Below are 23,616 nucleotides of genomic sequence, written 5' to 3'. Positions count from 1 at the left end.
GATCCTGGTTGGCTGTCAATTGCTCATTAAATAGGCAGAGTGAAAAACAGGTGGCTTGAATAATTGGTCAAGCCAATTTATGTTGGGCCATAAACTTATCTATTGGGTTAACCACGCGTCATGTCGTATCAGCGAGTCAAACAGCCGAAAATTTCAGATGTCATCATGCAGCAGCTCGAAACGATGATTCTGGAGGGTACGCTCAAGCCGGGGCAGCGCCTGCCACCGGAACGAGAGCTGGCCAAACAGTTCGATGTGTCTCGCCCTTCGCTGCGCGAAGCGATGCAAAAACTGGCTGCGCGTGGGCTGCTGAACAGTCGTCAGGGTGGCGGCACTTATGTTTCGGAAGAGATTGGCGGCAGCCTGTCCGATCCTCTGCTGGAGCTGTTCCGAACCCATCCCGAGTCACAGTATGACCTGCTGGAGTTTCGTCATGCGCTGGAGGGCGTCAGTGCCTACTATGCAGCGCTTCGCTCAACGGCTGCGGACAAGCTGGAAATTCAGGCCCGCTTTGACGAGTTGCAACAGTTCCACGAACAGAAGTCTTTTGACCGAGAAGTGGCCGCGGATGTCGAGTTTCATCTGGCGATTGCCGCCGCGACGCATAACGTGGTGCTGCTGCACATGATGCGAGCCCTGTTTACCCTGTTGCGTCAGCATATCTGGGACAACCTTGAGCAGATCTATCCCAAACATGACATGCGCGGGCGGATCCATGATCAGCATTACCTGCTGCTGCAGGCGATACTGGAAGGGGATCCTGAAGCGGCTCGTCAGGCAGCGCATGATCATCTGGCTTATGTTGAAGAAGTGCTGCTGGAGCGGGGCAGGGAACAGACTCGACTGGAAAGAGCGCTCAGACGCGCTAATCTGAGTCATGAGGATGCAACTTGACATTGTCAAAATACTACATCAAACCCACTCGAAATACGGGTTAATGCCTAGGAAAATGCGCTATCTGGACAGTGCCTGGGAGTAATTGTAGTATTACTACACACAAAATCATAATAACCGGGACAGCCCGGGGTACTCCGGCGTGTAATCCACGCCAGTATCAGGCTGGTCTTGGCACATCCACGCTTACAAGTGATCGGAGAAGGCAAAGTGCGAGACATGATTGAAGATATCGATCCAATCGAAACCCAGGAATGGATGGATGCTCTCGAATCCGTCGCCAAAAACGACGGTGACGAACGTGCGCGTTACCTGATGCGCGAACTCGGTTCCAGAGCTGCGGCGCTCGGCGTCCAGGATGCCACCACGCTTAACACCCCATACGTCAACACCATTTCACCCCGCGATGAAGTACGCATGCCGGGTGATCTGTTTATGGAGCGACGCATCCGCTCCTTCATTCGCTGGAATGCAATGGCGATGGTCATGCGCGCCAACGACAATGAAGACGCGCTCGGCGGTCATATCTCCAGCTTCTCCTCCTCTGCAACACTCTACGACATCGGTTTCAACTACTTTTTCCATGGCCCTGAAGGCGATCGCGAATCCGATATGGTGTTCTTCCAGGGACACATCTCACCGGGTATCTATGCGCGAGCCTACCTTGAAGGCCGTCTGACCGAAGAGCAGCTGGACAACTTCCGCCGTGAAGTGGATGGCAACGGTCTGTCCTCCTATCCGCACCCATGGCTGATGCCGGACTTCTGGCAGTTCCCGACCGTTTCCATGGGTCTCGGCCCGATTCAGGCGATCTATCAGGCGCATGTGATGCGTTACCTTTCTGCGCGTGATCTGGTCAAGCGGGGCAACCGCAAGGTTTGGGCCTTCCTGGGTGATGGTGAGTGTGATGAGCCGGAAACCCTGGGCGCCATTTCACTGGCAGGGCGCGAGGAGCTGGAAAACCTGGTATTCGTGATCAACTGTAACCTGCAGCGTCTGGACGGTCCGGTACGCGGTAACGGCAAGATCGTGCAGGAGCTTGAAGGCGTATTCAAGGGCGCGGGCTGGAACGTGATCAAGGTCCTGTGGGGACGCCACTGGGATCCGCTGTTTGAGCGGGATACCACCGGTCTGCTGACCAAGCGCATGAATGAAGTCTGCGACGGTGAGCTGCAGAACTACAAGGCCAACGGCGGTGCCTACACTCGCGAGCATTTCTTCGGCAAGTACCCGGAGCTGCTTGAGCTGGTGAAGGACATGTCCGATGACGAGATCATGAAGCTGAACCGTGGTGGCCATGACCCCTACAAGGTGTATGCAGCCTATCATGAAGCGATGAACAACAAGGGTCAGCCTACCGTTATTCTGGCTCAGACCGTCAAGGGTTACGGCACAGGCCAGTCCGGCCAGGCCAAGAATGATACCCACTCACTGAAAAAAGTGGCGTTGGAAGATCTCAAGGCGTTCCGCGATAACTTCAATATTCCGCTGTCGGATGATCAGCTGAAGGAAGTGCCGTACTACCGTCCGTCGCCTGACTCGCCTGAAATGAAGTACATGCTGGAGCGCCGCAAGCAGCTTGGCGGTTTCTATCCGGCGCGTCGTACCGAGTTTGAGCAGCTGGAAATTCCCGGGCTTGATGTCTTCTCCGGGCAGCTCAAATCCAGCGGAGAGCGAACCCTGTCGACCCAGATGGCACTGAACCGTGTACTCAGTACGCTGGTCAAGGACAAGAACATGGGTCAGCGTGTGGTACCGATCGTTCCGGACGAGGCTCGCACCTTTGGTATGGAAGGCATGTTCCGTCAGCTCGGGATCTATTCTTCTGAAGGTCAGCGCTACGTTCCGCACGACTCCGACCAGATCATGTACTACAAGGAGTCCAAGAGCGGTCAGATCCTGCAGGAAGGGATCAACGAGGCAGGTGCCATGTCGGCCTGGATTGCGGCAGCCACCTCCTATGCCAACAACAACTGCACCATGGTGCCGTTCTACATTTTCTACTCCATGTTCGGCTTCCAGCGCATCATGGATCTGGCCTGGGCAGCGGGTGATTCTCAGGCGCGTGGTTTCCTGATTGGCGCCACCTCCGGTCGTACCACGCTGAACGGTGAAGGTCTGCAGCATCAGGATGGTCACAGCCACCTGATGGCACAGATGATCCCGAACTGTGTCTCCTATGATCCGACCTACGGCTATGAGATGGCGGTGATCGTTCAGGACGGCCTGCGTCGCATGTATCAGGAGCAGGAAAACCGGTTCTATTACATCACCACGCTGAACGAGAACTATCAGCATCCAGAGATGCCGCAGGGTGCCGAAGAGGGCATCATCAAGGGTATGTACCTGCTTGAAGAAGGCAAGGACTCCGATCTCAAGGTACAGCTGATGGGATGTGGCTCGATTCTGCGCGAAGTGCGCGAGGCGGCCGTGATTCTGCGCGAAGAGTTTGGTGTCGAGGCGGACGTATGGAGCACAACCTCCATCAATGAACTGCGCCGCGATGCTCAGGCGGCCAGTCGCTGGAACCTGCTGCACCCTGAAGAGGAAGCGCGCAAGTCCTATGTGGAGGCGTGCCTGGAAGGGCGTGACGGTCCGGTCGTTGCTTCTACCGACTACATCCGTCTGTACGCCGACCAGCTGCGTGAGTACATCCCACGTCGTTATAAGGTGTTGGGTACCGATGGTTTCGGTCGCTCTGACACCCGTGGCAAACTGCGCGAGTTCTTTGAGGTTAACCGCTACTACGTCACTGTTGCGGCGCTGAAAGCACTGCAGGAAGAGGGCAAGCTGGAGGCCTCGGTTGTCGCCAAGGCCATTCAGAAGTTCAACATCAACCCGGAAAAGCCGGCCCCCTGGACACTGTAAGTGGCAGGCGAGTGAACATCTGACTGGTTAAGCGAGAGGAATTATTGTGACTACCACTACCATCAAAGTGCCTGATATCGGCGGTAGCGAAAACGTTGATATCATCGAAGTATGTGTCAAAGAGGGCGATACCATCGCCGAGGGTGATTCTCTGATCGTACTGGAGACCGACAAGGCCTCCATGGAAGTGCCCTCCACCCACGCGGGTGTAGTGAAGAAAATTGTTGTTTCAGAGGGCGGTACCTGTAATGAGGGTGACGCTATTCTGGAGCTGGAAACGGACGCGGAAGGTGCCTCTGAGGCGGCGGCCTCTGATGAGTCTGCAGCGGCGAAGGCTGAAGAGTCGGCGCCGGTGGCTGAGTCCAAAGCGGATGCGCCGGCGGCGGCTGCTGACTCAAGCAGTCGTGTTGAGCAGGTACTGGTGCCTGATCTGTCCGGTGCATCGGACGTGGATGTGATCGAAGTGCTGGTCAAGGCCGGTGATGAGATCGCTGAAGGTGATAGTCTGATTACGCTTGAAACCGACAAGGCCTCAATGGAAGTGCCGGCGCCAATGGGCGGCAAGGTCGTTTCCATGAAGATCAAGGAGGGTGATCAGGTCAATGAAGGCGATCTGCTGCTTGAGCTTGAAGTGAGTGGTGGTGCTTCTGAATCTGCCCAAGGAAAAGCCTCGGCGGCTGAGACGAAGGCGGAAGCACCCGCCCCTGAGTCTGCCGCCGAGCCTGCGCCTGCAGCAGCACCCGGCGGTGTGGAGAAGGTGACCGTGCCGGATCTGTCCGGTGCGTCAGACGTGGATGTGATCGAAGTGCTGGTTAAGGCCGGTGACGAGATTGCGGAAGGCGACAGCCTGATCACACTGGAAACCGACAAGGCTTCGATGGAAGTGCCGGTTCCCAAGGGTGGCAAGGTCAAGTCCGTCAGTATCAGTGAAGGTGACAAGGTCAATGAAGGTGATGTGATCATCGAGCTGGAGGTGGCCGGCGCGCCTGCTGCGGCTCCTGCCAAGGCTGCAGAGGCGCCCAAGGCGGCTGCATCGGCTGCTCCGGCGGCGAAGGCAGCTGCTCCTGCAGCGGATAAGAATGTCGATCTGGGCGCTCTTGAACAGAAAAACCGCAAGGTCCACGCAGGACCGGCGGTACGTGCGCTGGCGCGTGAATTCGGTGTCGAACTGGCCAATGTATCCGGTACCGGTCGCAAGGGACGTATCCTGAAAGAAGATGTTCAGGCCTATGTCAAATCGGCGATGAAGCAGTTGTCCGAGAAGGGTCCTGCAGCGGTTGCGGGCAGTGGCAGCGGTATTCCGGCCATTCCGGCAGTCGATTTCAGCAAATTCGGCGAGACCGAGCTGGTCAAGCTGAGCAAGGTTGCGAAGCTTACGCGCGATAACATGTCGCGTTGCTGGCTGAATATTCCTCATGTAACGCAGTTCGATGATGCCGACATCACCGAGCTGGAAAACTTCCGCAAGGAGATGAAGGATGCGGCTGCGAAGGAAGGCGTCAAGCTGACCCCGCTGCCGTTCATGATCAAGGCCTGTGCCATTGCGCTCAAGCGTCATCAGAAATTCAACGCATCGCTGCATCATGATGGTGAGCACATCGTCTACAAGAAGTATGTCAACATCGGTATTGCGGTGGATACGCCGAACGGTCTGATGGTGCCGGTGATCAAGGATGCGGACAAGAAGAGCGTCTACGATCTGGCGCGTGAAGCGACCGAACTGGCCGGCAAGGCCAAGGATCGCAAGCTGAAGCCGAACGAGATGCAGGGTGCCTGTTTCACCATCTCCAGTCTTGGCGGTATCGGTGGCAATGGCTTCACGCCGATCGTCAATGCGCCTGAGGTGGCAATTCTGGGTATCTCCAAGGCGGATATCAAGCCGCGCTGGAATGGCAAGGAGTTCGAGCCGCGCCTGATGCTGCCGCTGTGTCTGTCCTACGACCATCGCGCCATCAACGGTGGTGATGCCGGTCGCTTCCTGACCGACCTGAACGGACTGCTGAGCGATATCCGTCGTCTGGTGCTCTGATCGGGACGTTGATTACAGGCTCTGACTGAGCCGATATAAAAAGGGGTGAAGATCGAAGGATCTTCACCCCTTTTTTGTTGCTGGATTGAGCGTGCAGGGGCTGGCTTAGATTGAGCGACTAGCCGTAAAACGCCATTTTGACGATGAACAGGGCGGAGAGTATCCAAAGTGCGGGGTTGAGCTGCTCAAAGCGCCCACTCAACGCCTTGATCGCGGTGTAGGAGATCAGACCAAAGGCGATGCCGGTAGTGATGGAGAACGTCAGAGGCATGCTTACGGCGGCAATGACAACGGGCGCGGCCTCGGTGATGTCGTCCCAGTCAATCTGGATCAGGCTGTGGGTCATCAGTACGGCGACAAACAGCAGGGCAGGGGCGGTGGCGTAGGCTGGAATGGTGCCTGCCAGCGGTGAAAGAAACAGGCAGGCCAGGAACAGAGCGCCCACCACAACCGCAGTGAGGCCGGTGCGCCCGCCGGCCGCGATGCCTGCACCGGATTCAACATAGCTGGTGGTGGTCGAAGTGCCCATTACCGAGCCGGCCATGGTCGCGGTGGAGTCAGCCATCAGGGCGCGACCGAGGCGTGGCAGCTTTCCATCCGGTGTCAGCAGCTTGCCTTTTTGAGCCACGGCGATCAGTGTGCCCGAGGTATCAAACAGGTCCACAAACAGGAACGAAAATATCACACTGATCAGGCCAATGCTGAGTGCGCCGGCTATGTCCAGCTGGCCAAAGGTGGGGGCGAGGGAGGGTGGTGCGGCAAATACGCCATTGAATTCCGCCTGTCCCGCTACCAGGCTGACCAGGGTAATGGCCAGAATGCCGATCATCACCGACCCGGTTACCTGGCGATAATAGAGGGCGGCAATCAGAACAAAGCCGATACAGGCCATGATGGCGCCCCATTGCCCCATGTCTCCGATGGTGACCAGTGTGGCCGGGTTGTCCACCACAATCCCTGCATTCTTGAGGCCGATGAAGCCCAGAAACAGGCCAATGCCCGCGCCGATGCCGGCTTTCAGTGCCAGTGGGATGCTGTTGATAATCCACTCTCGAATACGAAAAACCGACAGCAGAAAGAAGCAGACGCCGGAAATGAATACGGCTCCCAGCGCCGTTTCCCAGCTATAGCCCATCTGTCCGACAACGGTAAAGCTGAAAAAGGCGTTCAGACCCATGCCGGGTGCCAGTGCAATCGGATAGTTGGCCCAAAAGCCCATAACAAAACAGCCGATGGCGGCTGCAAGACAGGTGGCAACAAATACCGCGCCTGCGTCCATCCCGGTGCTGGCCAGCATCGAAGGATTAACAAAAATGATGTAGGCCATTGTCAGAAAGGTCGTGATTCCGGCAATGACTTCAGTCTTGATGGAGGTGTTATGCTCTTTGAGCTTAAATATCCTGTCCAGCATGAGTGAGATGTCCACAGATTACGGGAAAGGCAGGATTCTACCTTAGTCTCACGCAGCGATCAGTAATGAACGATATTAAAAGCGGGAAAGAAGTTTGGTCGGGGTGACAGGATTTGAACCTACGACCCCTGCCTCCCGAAGACAGTGCTCTACCAAGCTGAGCTACACCCCGACGCAGTACCTAGATTCAGCAAGTGGTCGGGGTGACAGGATTCGAACCTACGACCCCTGCCTCCCGAAGACAGTGCTCTACCAGGCTGAGCTACACCCCGACAAAGCTGAAGCTAAGTAATTGTTCTGACTGGCAGGTTGGCGTGGGAACGCCTCAATCAGGAACGGGGCGCATTATAGAGAGCCCGTGCCTGATTGCCAATAGGCGAGAGGTATTTTGTTAAGAAAATAAGTACACTCCTCCACGCTGAGAACAGTAAAAAGAGGGGGCGATATGCTGATTGGACTGATGCTGCTGCTGCTGTGCCAGCTGCTGGGTGAGTGGGTGGTGTTGGCGCTGGGTCTTCCGGTGCCCGGGCCGGTACTGGGCATGGTGCTGCTGCTGGTGGGGCTGGTAATCAAGCGACGTGTGCCTGACCTGATCCGGCTGCCGTCAGAAGGGCTTCTGCGTCATCTGGCCTTACTGTTTGTGCCGGCAGGGGTTGGCCTGATGGTCCATGCTGAGCTGATTGCGGCTGAATGGCTGATTATCATGATTGCTCTGGTTGTCAGTACAGTGGTCACGATTCTGGTGACGGCGCTGGTGCTGAAACGATTGACGCGCAAGCTGGATCTGGGTGCAACGGAGGAGCGGCGATGAGCAGTTTCTGGGTCTATTTTGCCGCCAGGCCTCTGTTCTGGATTATTGTGACCATTGCCACCTTTCTGTTCAGTAGCTGGCTCAATCGTCGGGTGGGAGGGACGCCCCTGCTGCACCCTGTGCTGGTAGCACTGTCGCTGATCATTGTCTTTCTTCAGTTGACCGGTACTGACTATGACACCTACTTCAGTGGAGCCCAGTTCATTCACTTTCTGCTGGGGCCTGCAACCGTCGCGCTCGCGGTGCCGCTGTATGACCATTTTGAACGGGTCAAGAAAATGCTGCTGCCGTTGCTGATCGCCTGCTTTTGTGGCGCGGTAACCGCCAGCGCTTCGGTCATCCTGGTCGCTTGGGCGCTGGGTGCATCCGAAGGGACACTTCTATCCCTGGCGCCCAAATCCGTGACCTCGCCGATTGCAATCGGGATTGCTGAAAAGATAGGTGGCTATCCTTCACTGGCAGCGGGTCTGGTACTGATTACCGGGGCCATTGGGTGTCTGACGGCGCCGCCACTCTTTCGACTGCTCAAGATAGAGGATGATGCCGTGAAGGGGTTTACCCTCGGGCTTTCATCACATGGATTTGGCACGGCGTACGCATTTGAGTTCAGTACGCTTGCCGGTGCCTTTGCCGGGCTTGCGATGGGAATGACCGGGTTGCTGACCGCTTTTCTGGTACCGCTGCTGGTGCGAATGTTCGGGCTGGGGTGACCCTGAATGTGGCGGATTGCGTAACAGCCGCGTTGCGGATTTGCGAAAACCGGTCTGCAGCAGTAAAGTTCGCCCCCGTTGTGGCGTTCATAAACTGACCAGAGGTGCAGACTGAAGATGACCCCGCTTGAACGATACCGTAAAGACCTGGAGCGTGAAGACTTCTCCTATGATTCGACTCAGGAGATGGCGGTCGGCCATCTGCAGCGCCTCTACGATGAGCTGGTAGCGGCCGAGCGAGCCCCCAAGCCAGGGCTGATGCAGCGACTGGGGGGTAAAATCAAGCGCACGTCGCAGGAGCCGGTTAAGGGGTTGTATTTCTGGGGCGGTGTTGGACGGGGTAAAACCTATCTGATGGATACCTTTTATGACAGCCTGCCGTTTGAGCGCAAGATGCGCACCCACTTTCATCGCTTCATGCAGCGGGTGCACCGTGAGCTGAAAGAGCTGGACGGTACCAAAAACCCTTTGACTGAAATCGGACGCAAGTATGCACAGGAAGCGCGCATTATTTGTTTCGATGAGTTTTTCGTATCCGACATTACCGATGCAATGATTTTGGGTGGCTTGATGCAGGAGCTGTTCAATAACGGCGTTTCTCTGGTTGCGACCTCCAATATCGTTCCGGACGGGCTCTACAAGGACGGCCTGCAGCGCCAGCGCTTTCTGCCTGCCATCGATATGCTGAAACGCTTCACCGAAGTGGTCAATGTGGACGGAGGCATCGACTATCGTCTGCGCGCGCTGGAACAGGCCGAGCTCTACCATTGGCCGCTGGATGCAGCTGCGGACGAGAGTCTGAATCGCAGTTTTGAAAGCCTCGCGCCGGATCTGGAAGAAGAGCAGTATGATGCTCATATTGAGATCAATGGTCGCAAACTGCAGGCGCGGCGTCTGTGTGAAGATGTAGCCTGGTTTGACTTCAAGGCTCTGTGCGAAGGTGCGCGCTCGCAGAACGATTACATCGAGCTTGGCAAGATCTATCATGCTGTGCTGCTCAGTAATGTTCCTCAGTTGGGCCGCAAGAACGATGATGCGGCGCGCCGTTTTATCAACCTGGTCGATGAGTTCTATGACTCAGGCGTCAAGCTGATCATTTCCGCAGAAGTGCCTATCCATGAAATCTATACTGAAGGTCGACTCTCATTCGAGATTGAACGTACCCAGAGCCGTCTGCTTGAGATGCAGTCGCACGAATATCTGGCGCGCGAACATCGAGCCTGAAAGCACTTTGCAAGCGGGATTGAAGCAAGTATAATGCGCGCTCCCTGAAAGCAGGGTGCCGAAAAAGTGTACGTTAGTTGTCTCGGCAGCTAACCAATAACTATAAGGTAAGTCGGAATCTCGGATTCGAGACTTAAATTGTAAGGTGAAACCATCCATGAAAACTTTTACCGCCAAACCGGCCGAAGTAAAACGCGACTGGTATGTTGTGGACGCAGAAGGTAAAACTCTGGGTCGCCTGGCAACTGAAATTGCCCGTCGTCTGCGTGGCAAGCACAAGCCGGAATACACTCCGCACGTTGATACCGGTGACTACATTGTTGTAGTGAACGCTGAAAAGGTTCACGTAACCGGCAACAAGCGCAATGACAAGATGTACTATCGTCACTCCGGTTTCCCGGGTGGCCTGAAGGAAGCCAACTTCAACAAGATGGTACAGACCTTCCCTGAGCGCACGATTGAGCTGGCTGTAAAGGGCATGCTGCCGAAAGGTCCTTTGGGCCGTGCCATGTACACCAAGCTGAAAGTCTACGCTGGTGGCGAGCATCCGCACCAGGCTCAGCAACCGAAAGAACTGAACATCTAAGGGGAAGGCGAAAATGTCTACTACTCAGTATTACGGTACCGGCCGTCGCAAAACCTCTACTGCTCGTGTCTTCCTGCGCCCGGGTACAGGCAAGATCATGATCAACAACCGTACTCTGGAAGAGTACTTCGGTCGCGTAACCGCACGCATGATCGTTAAGCAGCCTCTGGAGCTGACTGACAACGTCGAGAAATTCGACGCGCACATCACTGTCAAAGGTGGCGGCGGCTTCGGTCAGGCAGGTGCTATCCGTCACGGCATCACTCGTGCCCTGATGGAATACGACGAGACTCTGCGTGGTGCACTGCGTGAAGCAGGCTACGTAACCCGCGATGCGCGTATGGTTGAGCGTAAGAAAGTGGGTCTGCGTAAAGCACGTAAGCGTCCGCAGTTCTCCAAGCGTTAATTTGCCTGCGGCATTGCCGCCTTGTGGCAACGAAAAAAAGCCTGCAGCCCTCGTGGTTGTGGGCTTTTTTTGTCTTTGGGGTCAGGTCAATAAAAGCCGTGTTCGCCTAATGGAGAGTTCTTTTTACCTTGTAAAAAAAGGGTATTTTCTTTAACATTCGGCGCATTTGAACGAACCGGTTTTGTGTTTTTTCATGACTGAGCGGCCCGCAGGGCTTTTGTGTCCGTACAAAAGCGGCAGGTCGATTGAGGGGAGATGAAGTTAATGAGCAATGACGGCGTGAATAAGGGTCGACGTCGTCTCCTGATCGGTGCCACATCTGCAGTAGGTGCAGTAGGCGCTGTCGGAGCGGCCGTCCCGTTCGTGGCTTCCTGGAATCCGAGTGCCAAGGCGAAAGCCGCAGGCGCTCCTGCCAAGGCGGATATCAGCAAGCTGGAGCCAGGTCAGCAGATGATCGTGGAATGGCGTGGCAAGCCGGTATGGGTTGTACGCCGTGGAGAGGAAGCACTGGCGAATCTGGAAAAGCTGAATGATCGTTTGGCTGACCCGGCTTCCGAGAAGCCGCAACAGCCGGATTACATTCCGAAGAATGCTGTCCGAGCGATTCGTCCTGAAATCGCCGTTATGGTGGGTATCTGTACTCATCTGGGTTGTTCTCCGACCTACCGTCCTGAAGTGGCCCCGGATGATCTGGGCCCTGAGTGGCTGGGCGGCTTCTTCTGTCCCTGTCATGGTTCGCGTTTTGACCTTTCGGGCCGCGTGTACAAATCCGTACCGGCGCCGACCAACCTGGTCATTCCGCCCCACTCTTATGAAGACGACAACACACTGATCGTCGGTGTTGATCCGGAGACTGCATAATGGCTGGCACACGAAATAAAGGGAATCCGGGCCTGATGGGCTGGATCGACGACCGCTTCCCGGCAACTGCCATGTGGGAAGATCATCTGTCCAAATACTACGCACCGAAGAACTTCAACTTCTGGTACTTCTTTGGCTCTCTGGCGCTGCTGGTACTGGTTAACCAGATCATTACCGGTATCTGGCTGACCATGAGCTATAACCCCAGCGCTGAAGGCGCCTTTGCTTCCATCGAGTACATCATGCGTGATGTCGAGTATGGCTGGCTGCTGCGTTACCTGCACTCCACGGGGGCCTCTGCCTTCTTCGTTGTAGTCTACCTGCACATGCTGCGCGGCATCATGTACGGTTCCTACCGCAAGCCGCGTGAGCTGGTGTGGATCTTCGGTATGACCATCTACCTGGCGCTGATGGCTGAAGCCTTCATGGGTTACCTGCTGCCCTGGGGTCAGATGTCCTACTGGGGTGCCCAGGTAATCATCTCCCTGTTTGGTGCCATTCCGGTTATCGGTCCGGACCTGCAGCAGTGGATTCGTGGTGACTTCCTGATCTCCGGCATTACGCTGAACCGTTTCTTTGCGCTGCACGTGATCGCGCTGCCGATCGTGATTCTGGCACTGGTTGTCCTGCACATCATCGCCCTGCACGAAGTGGGTTCCAACAACCCGGACGGCGTTGAAATCAAGGACAAGAAAGACGAAAACGGCGTGCCGCTTGACGGTATCCCGTTCCACCCGTACTACACCGTGAAAGACATTGTGGGCGTGGTGGTGTTCCTGTTCGTATTCTGTACTGTTGTGTTCTTCTTCCCGGAAGGGGGTGGTTACTTCCTCGAGAAGCCGAACTTTGAACCGGCCAACGCACTGAAGACTCCTAACCACATCGCACCGGTCTGGTACTTCACTCCCTTCTACGCCATGCTGCGCGCGGTGACTTTCCCGATGTTCGGTCTGGATGCCAAGTTCTGGGGTGTAGTGGTCATGGGTGCGGCAATTGCCATCCTGTTTGTACTGCCCTGGCTGGATCGCAGCCCGGTCAAGTCCATCCGCTACAAGGGCTGGCTGAGCAAACTGTGGCTGGCAATCCTGATCGTCAGCTTCGTGATCCTGGGTGTACTGGGTGTGCTGCCTGCAACTGAGGGCCGTACCATCATGTCCCAGATCTGCACAGTGCTGTACTTTGCGTACTTTATCCTGATGCCGTTCTATACACGCATGGAACGCACTAAACCGGTTCCGGAAAGGGTTACAGGCTAATGAAAAAGTTCCTTATTACTCTGCTGATGGCGCTGGCCCCGATGACGGCAAGCGCGGCTGGCGGCGCCGGAGTGCCGCTGGACAAGATTGATATCGACCTGAGCAATCAGGCGTCTCTGCAGCGCGGCATGCAGACTTTCGTCAACCGTTGCATGGGCTGCCATGAAGCGGGCTACCAGCGCTTCGAGCGTTCGGCACAGGACCTTGGCATGCCAAATGAACTGGTCGAGCAGTATCTGATTTTTGATCCCGAGACCAAAATCGGTGATCACATGAAGATCGCCATGGCCAAGACCGATGCTGCTGGCTGGTTTGGTGCACCGCCGCCGGATCTGACGCTGGAAACACGCCTGCGTGGCTCTGATTGGGTGTACACTTACCTGCGCAGCTTCTATGCTGACAAAAACCGTCCCTGGGGCGTGAACAACGCTGTGTTCCCGGATGTCGGTATGCCGAACGTGCTGGAAGATCTGCAGGGCAAGGTGGTCAACCACTGTACACCTGAAGAGCTGGCACACGGCGGCAACGATGAGATCGATCCGCTGACCGGCAAGAAAATGGGTGGCTGTCTGACCGTTTCAGAAGCCGGCTCCCAGTCTGCTGAAGAATTTGATCGTACCATCTATGACTTGGTCAACTTCATGACCTACATGGGTGAGCCGTCACGTATGGAGTCTGAGCGTATCGGCTTCAAGGTTCTGATCTTCCTGGCGATCCTGTTCGTCTTCGCCTTTGCTCTGAAGAAAGAGTACTGGAAAGACGTACACTGATCCCCACGGGGTTGGCACGTCCAATACTACGCGGTCGAAAGGCCGCGTAGATTTTTTGTTTCTGCACGCAATATTTTTATGGGGATAGTTCGATGGGAGTAGTGGCAAAGCGTTCTTCCATGACCTTTTACTCTGATGGTACCGACCATTACAGTCACCGTGTACGTATTGTACTCTGTGAAAAAGGTGTGGCAGTCGATATCGTCGAGTGCAAAGAGAATGAGCTGCCGGAGGATGTGGCAGCGCAGAACCCGTACAACGCACTTCCGACTCTGCTGGATCGGGAACTGGTGTTGTATGAACCGAATGTGATGATGGAGTATCTTGACGAGCGCTTCCCGCATCCGCCGTTGCTGCCGGTCTATCCGGTTGCACGGGCCGAGAGCCGTCTCTACATGCACCGCATTCAGAAAGACTGGTGTGCGCTTGTGGACCAGATTCTTCGCGCTGAAGGCACTGATGCCGAACTGGATGCCGCTCGCAAGGAGTTGAGCGACAGTCTGGTAGCCGTATCACCGATCTTCGCCGAGAAGCCGTTCTTCATGAGTGAAGAGTTTACTCTGGTGGACTGCTGTATCGCCCCGATTCTCTGGCGTTTGCCTCAGCTGGGCATTGAGCTGCCGGAAGCGCAGACACGTCCGCTGCAGAAGTACATGCAGCGCCTGTTTGAGCGTGAGTCCTTCCAGGACAGCCTGTCCGAACTCGAGCGCGAAATGCGCGATTGAGTGGTACCGGTAGCGGACAACAGGGGGATGAAGGCAACTTCGTCCCTTTTTTATATCAGGACGTAAGGTATGCCACGATCGCCTCTGGCGCTGTGGCACTATCAGGAGTCAAATCATGAGCAGTATCAAGCCGAGCCGTCCCTATCTGCTGCGCGCCCTCCATGAGTGGGTGCTGGACAATGGCCTGACACCCCACCTCGCCGTTGATGCCACGCTTCAGGGTGTTCAGGTGCCGGAGCAGTTTGTCCAGGACGGCCAAATTACCCTTAATATCGCACCTGGAGCGGTACAGGGATTGATGATTGAGGATCATGGCATCAGTTTCAGTGCGCGCTTTGGCGGTGTGCCGATGAATGTCTATGTGCCGATGGTGGCCGTAATGGCGATCTTTACCCGTGAAAATGGCATGGGGATGGGGTTTGGCGTGGAGCCGGGTGTGGAAGAGTTGCTGAAGCAGGCCGAAGATGGTGTGCAAATGCCGCCGGATGATGAGCCGCCAGAGCCCCCCAAGGGTGGTCGAAAGCCTGCGTTGCGTGTAGTGAAATAAAGAGCGGATACGGCCGGGCGGAGTACCCGGCCGCAGCAAGTTTGAGGTGGCCTAGCCACCGATATATTCAAACACCTTGACGATCTTGCGCACACCTGTAACCGAGCGGGTAATATCGACAGCGCGGTCTGCCTCATCCCGTCGCACCAGCCCCATTAGATAGACAACACCGTTTTCGGTGACAACCTTGATACGGTTGCCTTCAATGCTCTTGTCAGCCAGCATCTGTACCTTGATGCGGCTGGTCAGGTAGACATCGTTGCTGCGAACAATGGTCGAGGTGGGGCCTGCGATCTCCAGCTCGTTATGAATCTTGCGTACATGTCGTACCTGGCTGGCAACCCGTTCGGCTTCCTGCTTGACCTGTTCATCCGGTACCTGACCTGCCAGCAGTATCTGGCCGTTGTAGCTCACCACATTAATATGAGACTGGGCCAGCGGCTGTGAGCCTTTGCTGATATTGACCAGTATTTTGGTCTCGATCGCTTCATCTTCGAGATAGCTGCCCAGTGTGCGGCTGCCCTGACTTTCGCGGATCGGCTCATCACGTGTTGCGCTGATGATGTTGGAGCAACCGGTAACAAGGGTGGATGCCAGCACAATGGCGATCAAAGAGTGTTTCAGCATGGGTCAGCCTCCAAATAGTTGATATTCAATCAGGTCACACAAACAGTGCAGCACCAGCAGGTGAGCGCCATGAATCAGCGCATCTTCGCCACCAGGAATGCAGATTTCGATCTCGTCCGGCAGCAGCAATGCCGCCATGTTGCCGCCATCGCCACCACTGAGTGCAATCACCATCATGTCACGGTCATGGGCGGCCTGTATGGCCTGTACCAGACTGTTGGCGCGGCCATGAGTGGAGATCAGCAGCAGGATGTCGCCGGGCTGGCCCAGAGCACGAATCTGCTTTGAGTAGACCTCGGTAAAACCGGTTTCTTCACCGATGCCGCTCATGGCGGCTGAATCATTCAATGCCAGAGCCGGCAGGCCGGGTCTTTCGTGGCGAAAACGGTTCAGCAGCAGTGATGCAAAATGCTGTGCCAGCGCGGCTGAGCCGCCATTGCCGACACACAGAATCTTCTGTTCACTGACCAGGCACTGCAGCAGGAGTTCACCTGCGTCTGCGATAAGGGGAGTGTGCTGCTCAATGGTGAGCGCATTGATCTCCATGCTGTTGTGAAACTGACTGACAATACGGTCTTCAAGTTCCATTAAAAACATTTCCGGTGTTCATGGACGAAAGGCATCTTTATACCACACTGGAGGGGTAGTCTCCGAATCTCCCTCATAGGCCAGCACGTCGAAGCGGCAGGGAACGTTGTTCCAGTGCGGATTACGGCTGAGCATGAATCGAGCGGCGCGAATCAGCTTCTGCTGCTTGCGCCAGTCTACCGAGGCGGCAGCACCGCCGAAACCTGCTCTGCCACGAGTTCTGACCTCAACAAATACGATCTGGTCATGATCTCGCATGATCAGGTCGATCTCTCCAAGGCGGCACTGTGCGTTGCGCTGTAACAGGGTAAGTCCCTGTGTGGTAAGCCAGATTTCGGCCCGGCGTTCGGCATCCATGCCGATCTGTTTGCGGTCCATCGCAATGTCTCCATCAGGTTAGGGGCGGCTTGACGGCACGGGGGCCGGTACACCATCAACAAAGCGGGTACAGCTCAGTATCCGCTGTACCCTGCGGTTGGCATCAATGCTGAGCATCCCGGTTTCTGCCTGCAGGAATGCACCCGGAGCACTCTGCAGCTGGTCAAGCCATGGGTACAGGTTGATCGCATCGACACCCAGAGCGTAGAGGCGACCAAAGCGTGACAAGGTGTCCTTGCCTTCGGCCTTGAGTGCCTGGTGGGCGTCGCTGGGGGGCTCCAGAATCCAGGGCAGGTCGCAGAAAGTGATACTGTTCAGGTCCAGGTCACGGTTGGCATCTGGGTAGCCCGGATACAGGTGGGAGGTTGCGTATACCGGCAGGTCAGCCGCGTAGTGGTAGTCCAGCATCGATTTGATTAAACGCGCAGCGTCCGGCAGGGCGGTTAACAGAATTGCATCGGCATCCTGGCGTGCACGCTCCTGAAACTCCAGTCGATGCTGCAGCAGCTGGCGCAGCTGCTGTTCACGCTGCTTGCTTTGATCGGTAAGCATCAGACGCGCAATCTGTTCGTCATAGCTGCCGCCGGCCTGATACCGCAGCGTACCGACGACACGGCCTCCGCCAGCTGACAGCTCTTCACGCATCACGGCCTGCACCCGGTCACCCCACTCGGCCGCTGGGGTGATCAGCAGAATATTGCGTCGACCTTCAGCCAGCGCCTGTTTCGCAACCATGCGTGCTTCGTGCTCTGAGGACAGCTCCAGCTGCCAAGGGGTAGAAGGGCCGTTGGGGGCAGGGTTGAGTGCCAAAACAGGCAGCTCCCGCTCTGGCTGGTTGGAGAACTGTGCCACCAGTGCCTGATCCAATGGGCCGATAATCATGTCGGCACCCTGTTGGCGTGCGACCTGTACGATATCGTCGGCACTTGAGTACTGATTTGAATCGATCAGTGACAGCTGAACAGGCACCAGTCCCTGACGGCTCTGCACCGCCTGTGCTGCACGGATACCATCAAGGATGGCATTGGCAGGCTGAGCCAGCTCTCCGGTCAAGGGCAACACAACGGCGATGCGGCGCGCCTGAATCATTTCACCACTCTGTTGCAGCCCCATCAGGCCTGCGGGTGGCAGAATCAGCACAGGGTGTGCCTGCCAGAGCTGGCGCCAACGCTCAAGTGCCGTTTCACGGCTCGGCAGGTCACTGCTGGCACGCATCATTTCGGCCAGTTCGAACCAGCCCTGCTCGTGATAGTTGTTGTCGGACTGCAGTGCCTGACGCAAGCTGGCATCGGATACGGCCTGCAACAGCTGCCAGATCTGGTCGTGATAGCGCTGGCGTTCGGTGTCATCCTCTGCCAGCAGACTGCTCGTGATCAGCTCACGGCTGGCGGCGATACGATCGTCCTGTGCCAGCCAGGCATCGGCGCGCAACTGGCTCAGTTCTGCCTGCTGTGGTGCCGGCAGGGCACTGAACCGCTGTCGATCAAGATAGCGCAAGGCATCGGCGGCACGCTGCTGGTCCATGCTCTCGCCAGCGCGCAGTTTGGCGATTTCAAAAGCAAGCGTTGGAGGCAGAATGCGTGTATCAATCGTGGCAAGAACCTGTTCTGCCCGGTTGCGCTCACCCTGTTGCACCAGCAATTGGGCCGCCTGCAGCTTGAGTTCGGCAGCGCGGATGGGGCGCTCGTTTTGTGCCTGGCTCAGCAGTGCGTCAACGCTGGCCGCCTGAGTGCTGCCGGTTGCATCCACTACCTGTGGTGGCTTTGAGGGCGCTGAGCAGCCTGCCATCAGGGTTGCTGTCACCAGCAGGCTGAAAGACAGCCGTCGTAGATTCATCATATAATCCGGGTCCTTGCCAACAGATGGGTGTCCTAATGTCAGAACCAGTACTTTATATTGTAGCCACGCCGATCGGTAACCTGGCAGACCTCTCGGCACGGGCTCAGGAGGTGCTGGGCAGCGTCGATTACATCGCGGCTGAAGATACCCGCCACAGTGGGCGTCTGCTTGCGCACTTTACCATTAAAGCCTCAATGATTTCAGTGCATGATCACAATGAACGCCAGCGATCCGAGCATATTATCAATCTGCTCGCGGCAGGCCACTCAATTGCGTTGATCAGCGACGCCGGTACCCCACTGATATCGGATCCCGGTTTTCATCTGGTACGCGCCGTACGCGAAGCAGGGTATCGCGTATCACCTGTACCGGGTTGCTGTGCCTTTGTCGCCGCTTTGTCTGCTTCGGGGTTACCGTCAGACCGGTTTCAGTTCATCGGTTTTCTGCCAGCCAAAAGCGGAGCGCGACTGCAGGCGCTGAAACCCTATGCTGCTCACACCGAAACGCTGATCTTCTACGAATCAACACATCGCATCGTTGATAGCCTCACCGCCATGGCGGAAGCGTTCGGCGGCGAGCGTTACGCCGTTGTGGCACGGGAGCTTACCAAAACCTTCGAGACCATTCACGGCGATACCTTGCAGAACCTGCTGGAATGGATTCAGGCAGACAGCAATCAGCAAAGGGGAGAGTTTGTGGTACTGGTTCACGGTGCCCCGGCACTTGAGCAGGGCGAACAGATTGACCCCGAAGCCGAGCGCATTCTGCGCATTCTCGCCAAAGAGATGCCGCCGAAAAAGGCGGCGGGCCTGGCTGCCGAAATTACCGGGGAGAAGAAAAACCGGCTGTATCAGCTGTTGATCCAGTAAGTGCTTGCTTAACTGTGCCTTGGCGGTATACTGCGCGCCGAGAGTCTGCCAGGCAATCGCCGCTGCGTTTACGCAGGGGAGGAAAGTCCGGGCTCCACTGGGCAAGGTGCCAGATAACGTCTGGGCGGCGCGAGCCGACGGAAAGTGCAACAGAAAGTATACCGCCTAAGCATCTTCGGATGCCGGTAAGGTTGAAATGGTGCGGTAAGAGCGCACCGCGTGGGTGGCAACACTCCACGGCGATGGTAAACCCCACCCGGAGCAAGACCAAATAGGGACCCATTAAGGCGTGGCCCGCGCCGGGTCCGGGTAGGTCGCTTGAGACCAGTGGTGACGCTGGTCCTAGATGAATGATTGTCCACGACAAAACCCGGCTTATCGGCAGACTCTCTCCCATTGCCTGCAGCCATTTCAGCCAGCCATGCCTTTTGCATGGTGACTGAAAACGGCGTCAACGCAGGTACAGGGCTGCCGCATCTCAATCTGACTCTGCTCCCCTCTCTTGTGGTACCTCCTTCCCGACCGTGCAATAAAAAACGTGTCCCTTTCCGGCTGACTCCGTTGTCGCCCCTGGACTGTAACACTGTCCGGCCAGCTGACCTTGCAATCCCTCTATTTGAGCTACCCTGTTATAAACACAGGCATTTGATCCCGAAAGGAGGAATGACATGGGCATGAAAGAGGCATATGAAAAGAAGCTGCAGGCACAACTGGATGAATGGAGTGCAGAAATCGACAGGCTGAAAGCGAAGGCCGACAGTCAGGAAGCCGATGCTCAACTTAAATACTACAAGGAAATCGAGGAGCTGCGCTCATTTCAGGCGGCTGCGAACAATAAACTTGTGGAGCTTAAAGACTCCAGCGATGACGCTTGGGAGGATCTCAAGGCAGGCATGGACAGTGCCAGGGATTCTTTGGGGCATGCATTAAGGTCCGCGGCCTCAAGGTTCAAGTGAATAGTCACCAATCTCCCCCTGGCTCTTGGGACCTGAAACCAAACACAATTTTCTTGGTTGCAGTAGTGGGGTCTGATGTGGGGGGCTCGTTCTATGCACCTTAAAGTTTATTATGACGGCGCCTGTCCCCGGTGCAGAAGGGACAGGCGTCGTTATGAACGTCTGGCCGGTTCGCGGGCCGATGAGGTCGAATGGATCGACATCACCGGTAAGGATGAAGCACTGCGTCAGATCGGTATTGATCCAAGTGCAGCCCTGCGTGAGCTGCATGTGCAGGATGCCGAAGGCGCCGTTCATCGGGAGCTGGATGCCTATATTCTGCTGATGTCCAGGGTGCCACTGTTGATGCCACTGGCCTGGGTGTTGGGTTTACCCGTTATCCGACCGCTGCTTTCAAGGCTGTATCGTTGGTCGGTACTGCGTCGGCTGCGTCGGCAGGGGCGTTCATAATCCGTGCAGGCATTCAGGCAGGCCGATCTCCATGGCGATGGGACGGTGGTCTGAGATTGTGCAGTCCAGTACTTCGGCGTGGCGCATCTCAAGGCTGGGGGTAATCAAAATATGGTCCAGTGCCCATGTTGGTTTCCAGCTGGGGTAGGTGGGCATCACCTGCTCAGCCGATACCAGCCCAAGTCCCTGCAGTGCAGGGCGGTTCAGCAGATGCTCCAGCGGGTTGTTCATGTCACCCATCAGCACTACGTGAGGGTGGTGTTCAATCAGCTCGCGGATGTAGCGCAGTTGGCGGTCCTGAGTGCGAACACCCAGCGCCAGATGCAGCACGATCACCAGCAGTGAATTCTCACCACTGCCAAGACGCACCACAATGGCACCACGACCGGGAATCAGTCCCGGTAACGGGTGATCTTCCACAAGGCTGGGCTCAATGCGGCTAAGTACACCATTGCTGTGCTGTGCCAGCTTGCCAAGGTTGCGGTTGCGCTGCTGGTACCAGTGCGGAAACTGCCCTGAATGCGCAAGATATTCCACCTGATTTACGAACCCGCTGCGCAGGCTGCCGCCATCCACTTCCTGCAGTGCCACAAGGTCGTACTGGCGCAGCACATGGGCAATCTCGTCCAGCGTGCGGTTGCGCTGCCGGTGGGGCAGCAGGTGCTGCCAGCTGCGCGTGACATAATGGTGGTATGCCTGCGTATTGATCCCCACCTGGATATTGAAACTGAGTAGTTTCAGGCTGTCGCGGGAGTCACGGGACGGTTTACGATGGTCAGAAGCAGGACCATGGCTGACGGGATGCTGCGGGACCGGGGATGGCTCTTGCATAACGATGGCACGGCCTTTTTGAGTGATTAGTCAGTTCCTAGGCTAGGCAAGTACTGTTGACAGGTAAAGGCTATTGGCATAATCCGGTTGTCTGTTTTTCAACCCCAAAGCGCAATTTAAGGTTGGTATCAGGTAAGGCGTTACAGAATGGCTCCATATCTGGAGGATTATCTGTATGCCCAATCGAAATCTGATCCTGAGTCTCCTTGCACTGCTGGCGGTACAGCTGGGTGCCTGGCAGTGGAGTCTCAGTTATGAACACTTTCTGACCCTCAGTGGCTTTCTGGCCATCAATTTCATGTCCATCACGATGCTTCTGGCCATGCGACCGAAATGGCTGGAAGTACCCTTGGGTGGTCTGGACAAGCAGTATCACCTGCACAAGTGGACCGGCATTCTGGGCGCCGTTTTTGCCCTGACACACTGGCTGGTCGAGATGGGCGATGATGCCTTCAAGGCGCTGTTCGGCAAGGATCGCAGCCTGCGCGAAGCCGACTTTTCCGGCCTGCTAGACAATTTGCAGGGAATGTTTGAGGACTGGGGAGAGCCCGGCCTGTATCTGCTTCTGGGCCTTGTGGTTATCACCCTGATCCGTTGGTTCCCTTACCGTTTCTGGCGCTACCTGCACCGCGTCATGCCGCTGATCTATCTAAGCCTGGCGGCCCACTCTCTGCTGCTGGCGCCGCTGAGCTGGTGGCAACAGCCGACCGGCTGGCTGATGGCGCTGTCGATCGGCGCAGGCAGCATCGCAAGCCTGCAGTCGCTGGCGGGGCTGATCGGCAAAAGCCATCGCTGGAAAGGCGTGGTGAAGTCTGTACGACAGCTGTCCGACACCACTCTGGAAGTTGTCTGTGACATGGGGCGGAACTGGCCGGGGCATCGTGCCGGGCAGTTTGCACTGGTGACGTTTGACCGGGCCGAAGGGGCGCACCCGTTCACCCTGACAACGGCAGACCGGCAGAATGGTCAGCTCGGTTTCCACATCAAGGCACTGGGTGACTATACCCGTACCCTGCCGCGCCGACTGCATACGGGCCATGCGGTCATGATTGAAGGCCCTTATGGCTGTTTCAATCCAGAGAAAAATCGACCCATGGCCCAACAGATCTGGGTGGCCGGCGGCGTTGGCATTACCCCATTTCTTGCCGCTCTGGAAAACCGTTTGGCCAACACGGACAAGCAGTATCAGCCGGTGACCTTACACTACTGCACGCAAGATGCGATTGATGACCCCAACGTGGAGCACCTGCATGTACTGGTGAGTCAGTTGCCGGACGTCAGCCTGCAGATCCATGACAGTGTACAGGGACAAAGGCTGACTGCAGACGGGTTACACATCCAGTCAGCAAAAGTGGATATCTGGTTCTGCGGGCCCCAGGGATTGGCAGCAGCGCTTCGCAGTGGGTTGAGCGACCCGGCAGTCTCGCTGCGCTTTCATCAGGAACGCTTTGAATTCAGGTAAATGAGGATATTAAAGATGCACGACCTGAAACGTCGGAACGCCCTTAAAACATGGCTGCCAGCGATGCTGTTGGCCGGTCTGGTAACCTTGCCTGCAGTGGCTCAAGCCAGAGAGGTCACCATCGACACGCAACTGAGTCGATACCGGGGTGATGGTGCCTATCTGGCCATTTATCTTACGGACTCAAGGGGTGAGTATCAGCAAACCCTTTGGGTTGCCGGTAAAAAGAGTAAGTATTACAAGCATCTGAGCGGTTGGGCGCGAGGCAGTAAGCGGAGCCGTGCCGAGTATGACGGATTGACCGGCGCCAGCATTACCCGGGGCGAGACCCTGCAGATCAGCGTGAGTCTGGATGATGCGTTGATTGACAGTGGCTACCAGATTCGTGTGGATGCAGCTGTAGAAGATATGCGTGATCGGCCGGCGGACATCATCGTACCCATCACCACGCAAGGCGCTGGAACGCCGGTCAACGGACAAGGCTATGTACAGTCCTTGACCTACACTTTTTGAACAGG

General features: G+C 56.3%; 24 protein-coding genes, 2 tRNA genes and 1 other RNA gene. 19 read left to right on the top strand and 8 right to left on the bottom strand.

Annotated elements, in window-relative coordinates; translation table 11 throughout:
* Positions 1–120: 120 nt before the first annotated feature.
* From pdhR to aceF, 3 genes are all read left to right on the top strand, one after another.
* Entirely contained in the window at positions 121–894 is a 774-nt protein-coding gene (gene pdhR / locus ABIE60_RS01235; RefSeq protein WP_354467099.1) for a pyruvate dehydrogenase complex transcriptional repressor PdhR, read from the top strand.
* A 219-nt stretch (positions 895–1,113) separates the two neighbouring features.
* On the top strand, positions 1,114–3,762 hold the full coding sequence (gene aceE, locus ABIE60_RS01230) for a pyruvate dehydrogenase (acetyl-transferring), homodimeric type (protein WP_354467098.1): 2,649 nt from the start codon (positions 1,114–1,116) through the stop codon (positions 3,760–3,762).
* Positions 3,763–3,808: 46 nt separating this feature from the next.
* The gene (gene aceF, locus ABIE60_RS01225; RefSeq protein WP_354467096.1) at positions 3,809–5,791 is read left to right on the top strand and encodes a dihydrolipoyllysine-residue acetyltransferase; all 1,983 of its coding nucleotides are present in this window, start codon (positions 3,809–3,811) and stop codon (positions 5,789–5,791) included.
* 118 nt (positions 5,792–5,909) lie between these two features.
* Here aceF and ABIE60_RS01220 read toward each other — a convergent pair whose 3' ends face one another.
* The 3 genes from ABIE60_RS01220 to ABIE60_RS01210 all read right to left on the bottom strand — a co-directional run bounded on the left by ABIE60_RS01220 (position 5,910) and on the right by ABIE60_RS01210 (position 7,474).
* Positions 5,910–7,202, bottom strand: coding sequence for an NCS2 family permease (locus ABIE60_RS01220; protein ID WP_354467094.1), 1,293 nt, complete (start codon positions 7,200–7,202; stop codon positions 5,910–5,912).
* Between the two features lie 95 nt (positions 7,203–7,297).
* A tRNA-Pro gene (locus ABIE60_RS01215) sits at positions 7,298–7,374 on the bottom strand.
* Between the two features lie 23 nt (positions 7,375–7,397).
* Positions 7,398–7,474 (bottom strand) — tRNA-Pro (locus ABIE60_RS01210).
* Positions 7,475–7,647: 173 nt separating this feature from the next.
* On the opposite strand from ABIE60_RS01210, the gene ABIE60_RS01205 reads away from it, so the two are divergent.
* From ABIE60_RS01205 to ABIE60_RS01160, 10 genes are all read left to right on the top strand, one after another.
* On the top strand, positions 7,648–8,013 hold the full coding sequence (locus tag ABIE60_RS01205; RefSeq protein ID WP_354467093.1) for a CidA/LrgA family protein: 366 nt from the start codon (positions 7,648–7,650) through the stop codon (positions 8,011–8,013).
* A complete protein-coding gene (locus ABIE60_RS01200; RefSeq protein ID WP_354467091.1) occupies positions 8,010–8,723 on the top strand; it encodes an LrgB family protein in 714 nt (237 codons plus the stop codon). Before ABIE60_RS01205 ends, ABIE60_RS01200 begins: the two co-directional genes overlap by 4 nt.
* A gap of 117 nt (positions 8,724–8,840) precedes the next feature.
* Complete coding sequence (gene zapE, locus ABIE60_RS01195) at positions 8,841–9,947, top strand: cell division protein ZapE (protein WP_354467089.1); 1,107 nt, start codon at positions 8,841–8,843, stop codon at positions 9,945–9,947.
* 157 nt (positions 9,948–10,104) lie between these two features.
* On the top strand, positions 10,105–10,533 hold the full coding sequence (rplM, locus tag ABIE60_RS01190; protein WP_091825651.1) for a 50S ribosomal protein L13: 429 nt from the start codon (positions 10,105–10,107) through the stop codon (positions 10,531–10,533).
* Between the two features lie 13 nt (positions 10,534–10,546).
* Positions 10,547–10,939 (top strand): 30S ribosomal protein S9, encoded by a 393-nt coding sequence (rpsI, locus tag ABIE60_RS01185; protein WP_091825654.1) that lies wholly within the window; start codon positions 10,547–10,549, stop codon positions 10,937–10,939.
* A gap of 264 nt (positions 10,940–11,203) precedes the next feature.
* Positions 11,204–11,800, top strand: coding sequence for a ubiquinol-cytochrome c reductase iron-sulfur subunit (gene petA / locus ABIE60_RS01180; RefSeq protein WP_354467087.1), 597 nt, complete (start codon positions 11,204–11,206; stop codon positions 11,798–11,800).
* Positions 11,800–13,056, top strand: a complete 1,257-nt coding sequence (locus ABIE60_RS01175) for a cytochrome b (protein WP_354467085.1) — start codon at positions 11,800–11,802, stop codon at positions 13,054–13,056. Before petA ends, ABIE60_RS01175 begins: the two co-directional genes overlap by 1 nt.
* On the top strand, positions 13,056–13,826 hold the full coding sequence (locus tag ABIE60_RS01170) for a cytochrome c1 (protein ID WP_354467084.1): 771 nt from the start codon (positions 13,056–13,058) through the stop codon (positions 13,824–13,826). The genes ABIE60_RS01175 and ABIE60_RS01170 overlap by 1 nt, the downstream gene beginning before the upstream one ends.
* A gap of 92 nt (positions 13,827–13,918) precedes the next feature.
* The gene (locus tag ABIE60_RS01165; RefSeq protein WP_354467083.1) at positions 13,919–14,551 is read left to right on the top strand and encodes a glutathione S-transferase N-terminal domain-containing protein; all 633 of its coding nucleotides are present in this window, start codon (positions 13,919–13,921) and stop codon (positions 14,549–14,551) included.
* 124 nt (positions 14,552–14,675) lie between these two features.
* Positions 14,676–15,098, top strand: a complete 423-nt coding sequence (locus ABIE60_RS01160; protein WP_354467627.1) for a ClpXP protease specificity-enhancing factor — start codon at positions 14,676–14,678, stop codon at positions 15,096–15,098.
* A 51-nt stretch (positions 15,099–15,149) separates the two neighbouring features.
* Here the strand turns inward: ABIE60_RS01160 and ABIE60_RS01155 are convergent, their stop codons facing one another.
* Genes ABIE60_RS01155 through ABIE60_RS01140 form a run of 4 tightly spaced genes read right to left on the bottom strand, consistent with a single transcriptional unit; the run spans position 15,150 to position 18,527 of the window.
* On the bottom strand, positions 15,150–15,725 hold the full coding sequence (locus ABIE60_RS01155; protein WP_354467082.1) for a BON domain-containing protein: 576 nt from the start codon (positions 15,723–15,725) through the stop codon (positions 15,150–15,152).
* A gap of 3 nt (positions 15,726–15,728) precedes the next feature.
* Positions 15,729–16,313: an SIS domain-containing protein gene (locus tag ABIE60_RS01150; RefSeq protein ID WP_354467080.1), complete on the bottom strand. Its 585-nt coding sequence runs from the start codon at positions 16,311–16,313 to the stop codon at positions 15,729–15,731.
* Positions 16,314–16,331: 18 nt separating this feature from the next.
* Positions 16,332–16,691, bottom strand: a complete 360-nt coding sequence (locus ABIE60_RS01145) for a YraN family protein (RefSeq protein WP_354467078.1) — start codon at positions 16,689–16,691, stop codon at positions 16,332–16,334.
* A gap of 18 nt (positions 16,692–16,709) precedes the next feature.
* The gene (locus tag ABIE60_RS01140) at positions 16,710–18,527 is read right to left on the bottom strand and encodes a penicillin-binding protein activator (protein ID WP_354467076.1); all 1,818 of its coding nucleotides are present in this window, start codon (positions 18,525–18,527) and stop codon (positions 16,710–16,712) included.
* A 38-nt stretch (positions 18,528–18,565) separates the two neighbouring features.
* Between ABIE60_RS01140 and rsmI the strand changes: the two genes are divergently transcribed.
* The 4 genes from rsmI to ABIE60_RS01120 all read left to right on the top strand — a co-directional run bounded on the left by rsmI (position 18,566) and on the right by ABIE60_RS01120 (position 20,805).
* The gene (gene rsmI, locus ABIE60_RS01135) at positions 18,566–19,399 is read left to right on the top strand and encodes a 16S rRNA (cytidine(1402)-2'-O)-methyltransferase (protein WP_354467075.1); all 834 of its coding nucleotides are present in this window, start codon (positions 18,566–18,568) and stop codon (positions 19,397–19,399) included.
* A 40-nt stretch (positions 19,400–19,439) separates the two neighbouring features.
* Positions 19,440–19,793, top strand: an RNA gene (gene rnpB, locus ABIE60_RS01130) — RNase P RNA component class A.
* 274 nt (positions 19,794–20,067) lie between these two features.
* Positions 20,068–20,355: a sll1863 family stress response protein gene (locus tag ABIE60_RS01125; protein WP_354467073.1), complete on the top strand. Its 288-nt coding sequence runs from the start codon at positions 20,068–20,070 to the stop codon at positions 20,353–20,355.
* 93 nt (positions 20,356–20,448) lie between these two features.
* Positions 20,449–20,805, top strand: coding sequence for a thiol-disulfide oxidoreductase DCC family protein (locus ABIE60_RS01120; protein WP_354467072.1), 357 nt, complete (start codon positions 20,449–20,451; stop codon positions 20,803–20,805).
* Here the strand turns inward: ABIE60_RS01120 and ABIE60_RS01115 are convergent.
* The gene (locus tag ABIE60_RS01115; protein WP_354467071.1) at positions 20,800–21,636 is read right to left on the bottom strand and encodes an endonuclease/exonuclease/phosphatase family protein; all 837 of its coding nucleotides are present in this window, start codon (positions 21,634–21,636) and stop codon (positions 20,800–20,802) included. The genes ABIE60_RS01120 and ABIE60_RS01115 overlap by 6 nt on opposite strands.
* A 175-nt stretch (positions 21,637–21,811) precedes the next feature.
* Between ABIE60_RS01115 and ABIE60_RS01110 the strand changes: the two genes are divergently transcribed.
* Positions 21,812–23,098, top strand: a complete 1,287-nt coding sequence (locus ABIE60_RS01110) for a ferredoxin reductase family protein (protein ID WP_354467069.1) — start codon at positions 21,812–21,814, stop codon at positions 23,096–23,098.
* Between the two features lie 15 nt (positions 23,099–23,113).
* Entirely contained in the window at positions 23,114–23,611 is a 498-nt protein-coding gene (locus tag ABIE60_RS01105; RefSeq protein WP_354467067.1) for a DUF2271 domain-containing protein, read from the top strand.
* Positions 23,612–23,616: the final 5 nt, after the last annotated feature.

Source organism: Marinobacterium sp. MBR-109 (genome assembly GCF_040547565.1).
Lineage (GTDB): Bacteria > Pseudomonadota > Gammaproteobacteria > Pseudomonadales > Balneatricaceae > Marinobacterium.
The sequence above is the reverse complement of the archived record's forward strand: the minus strand, read 5'-3'. Positions and strand labels throughout refer to the sequence as shown.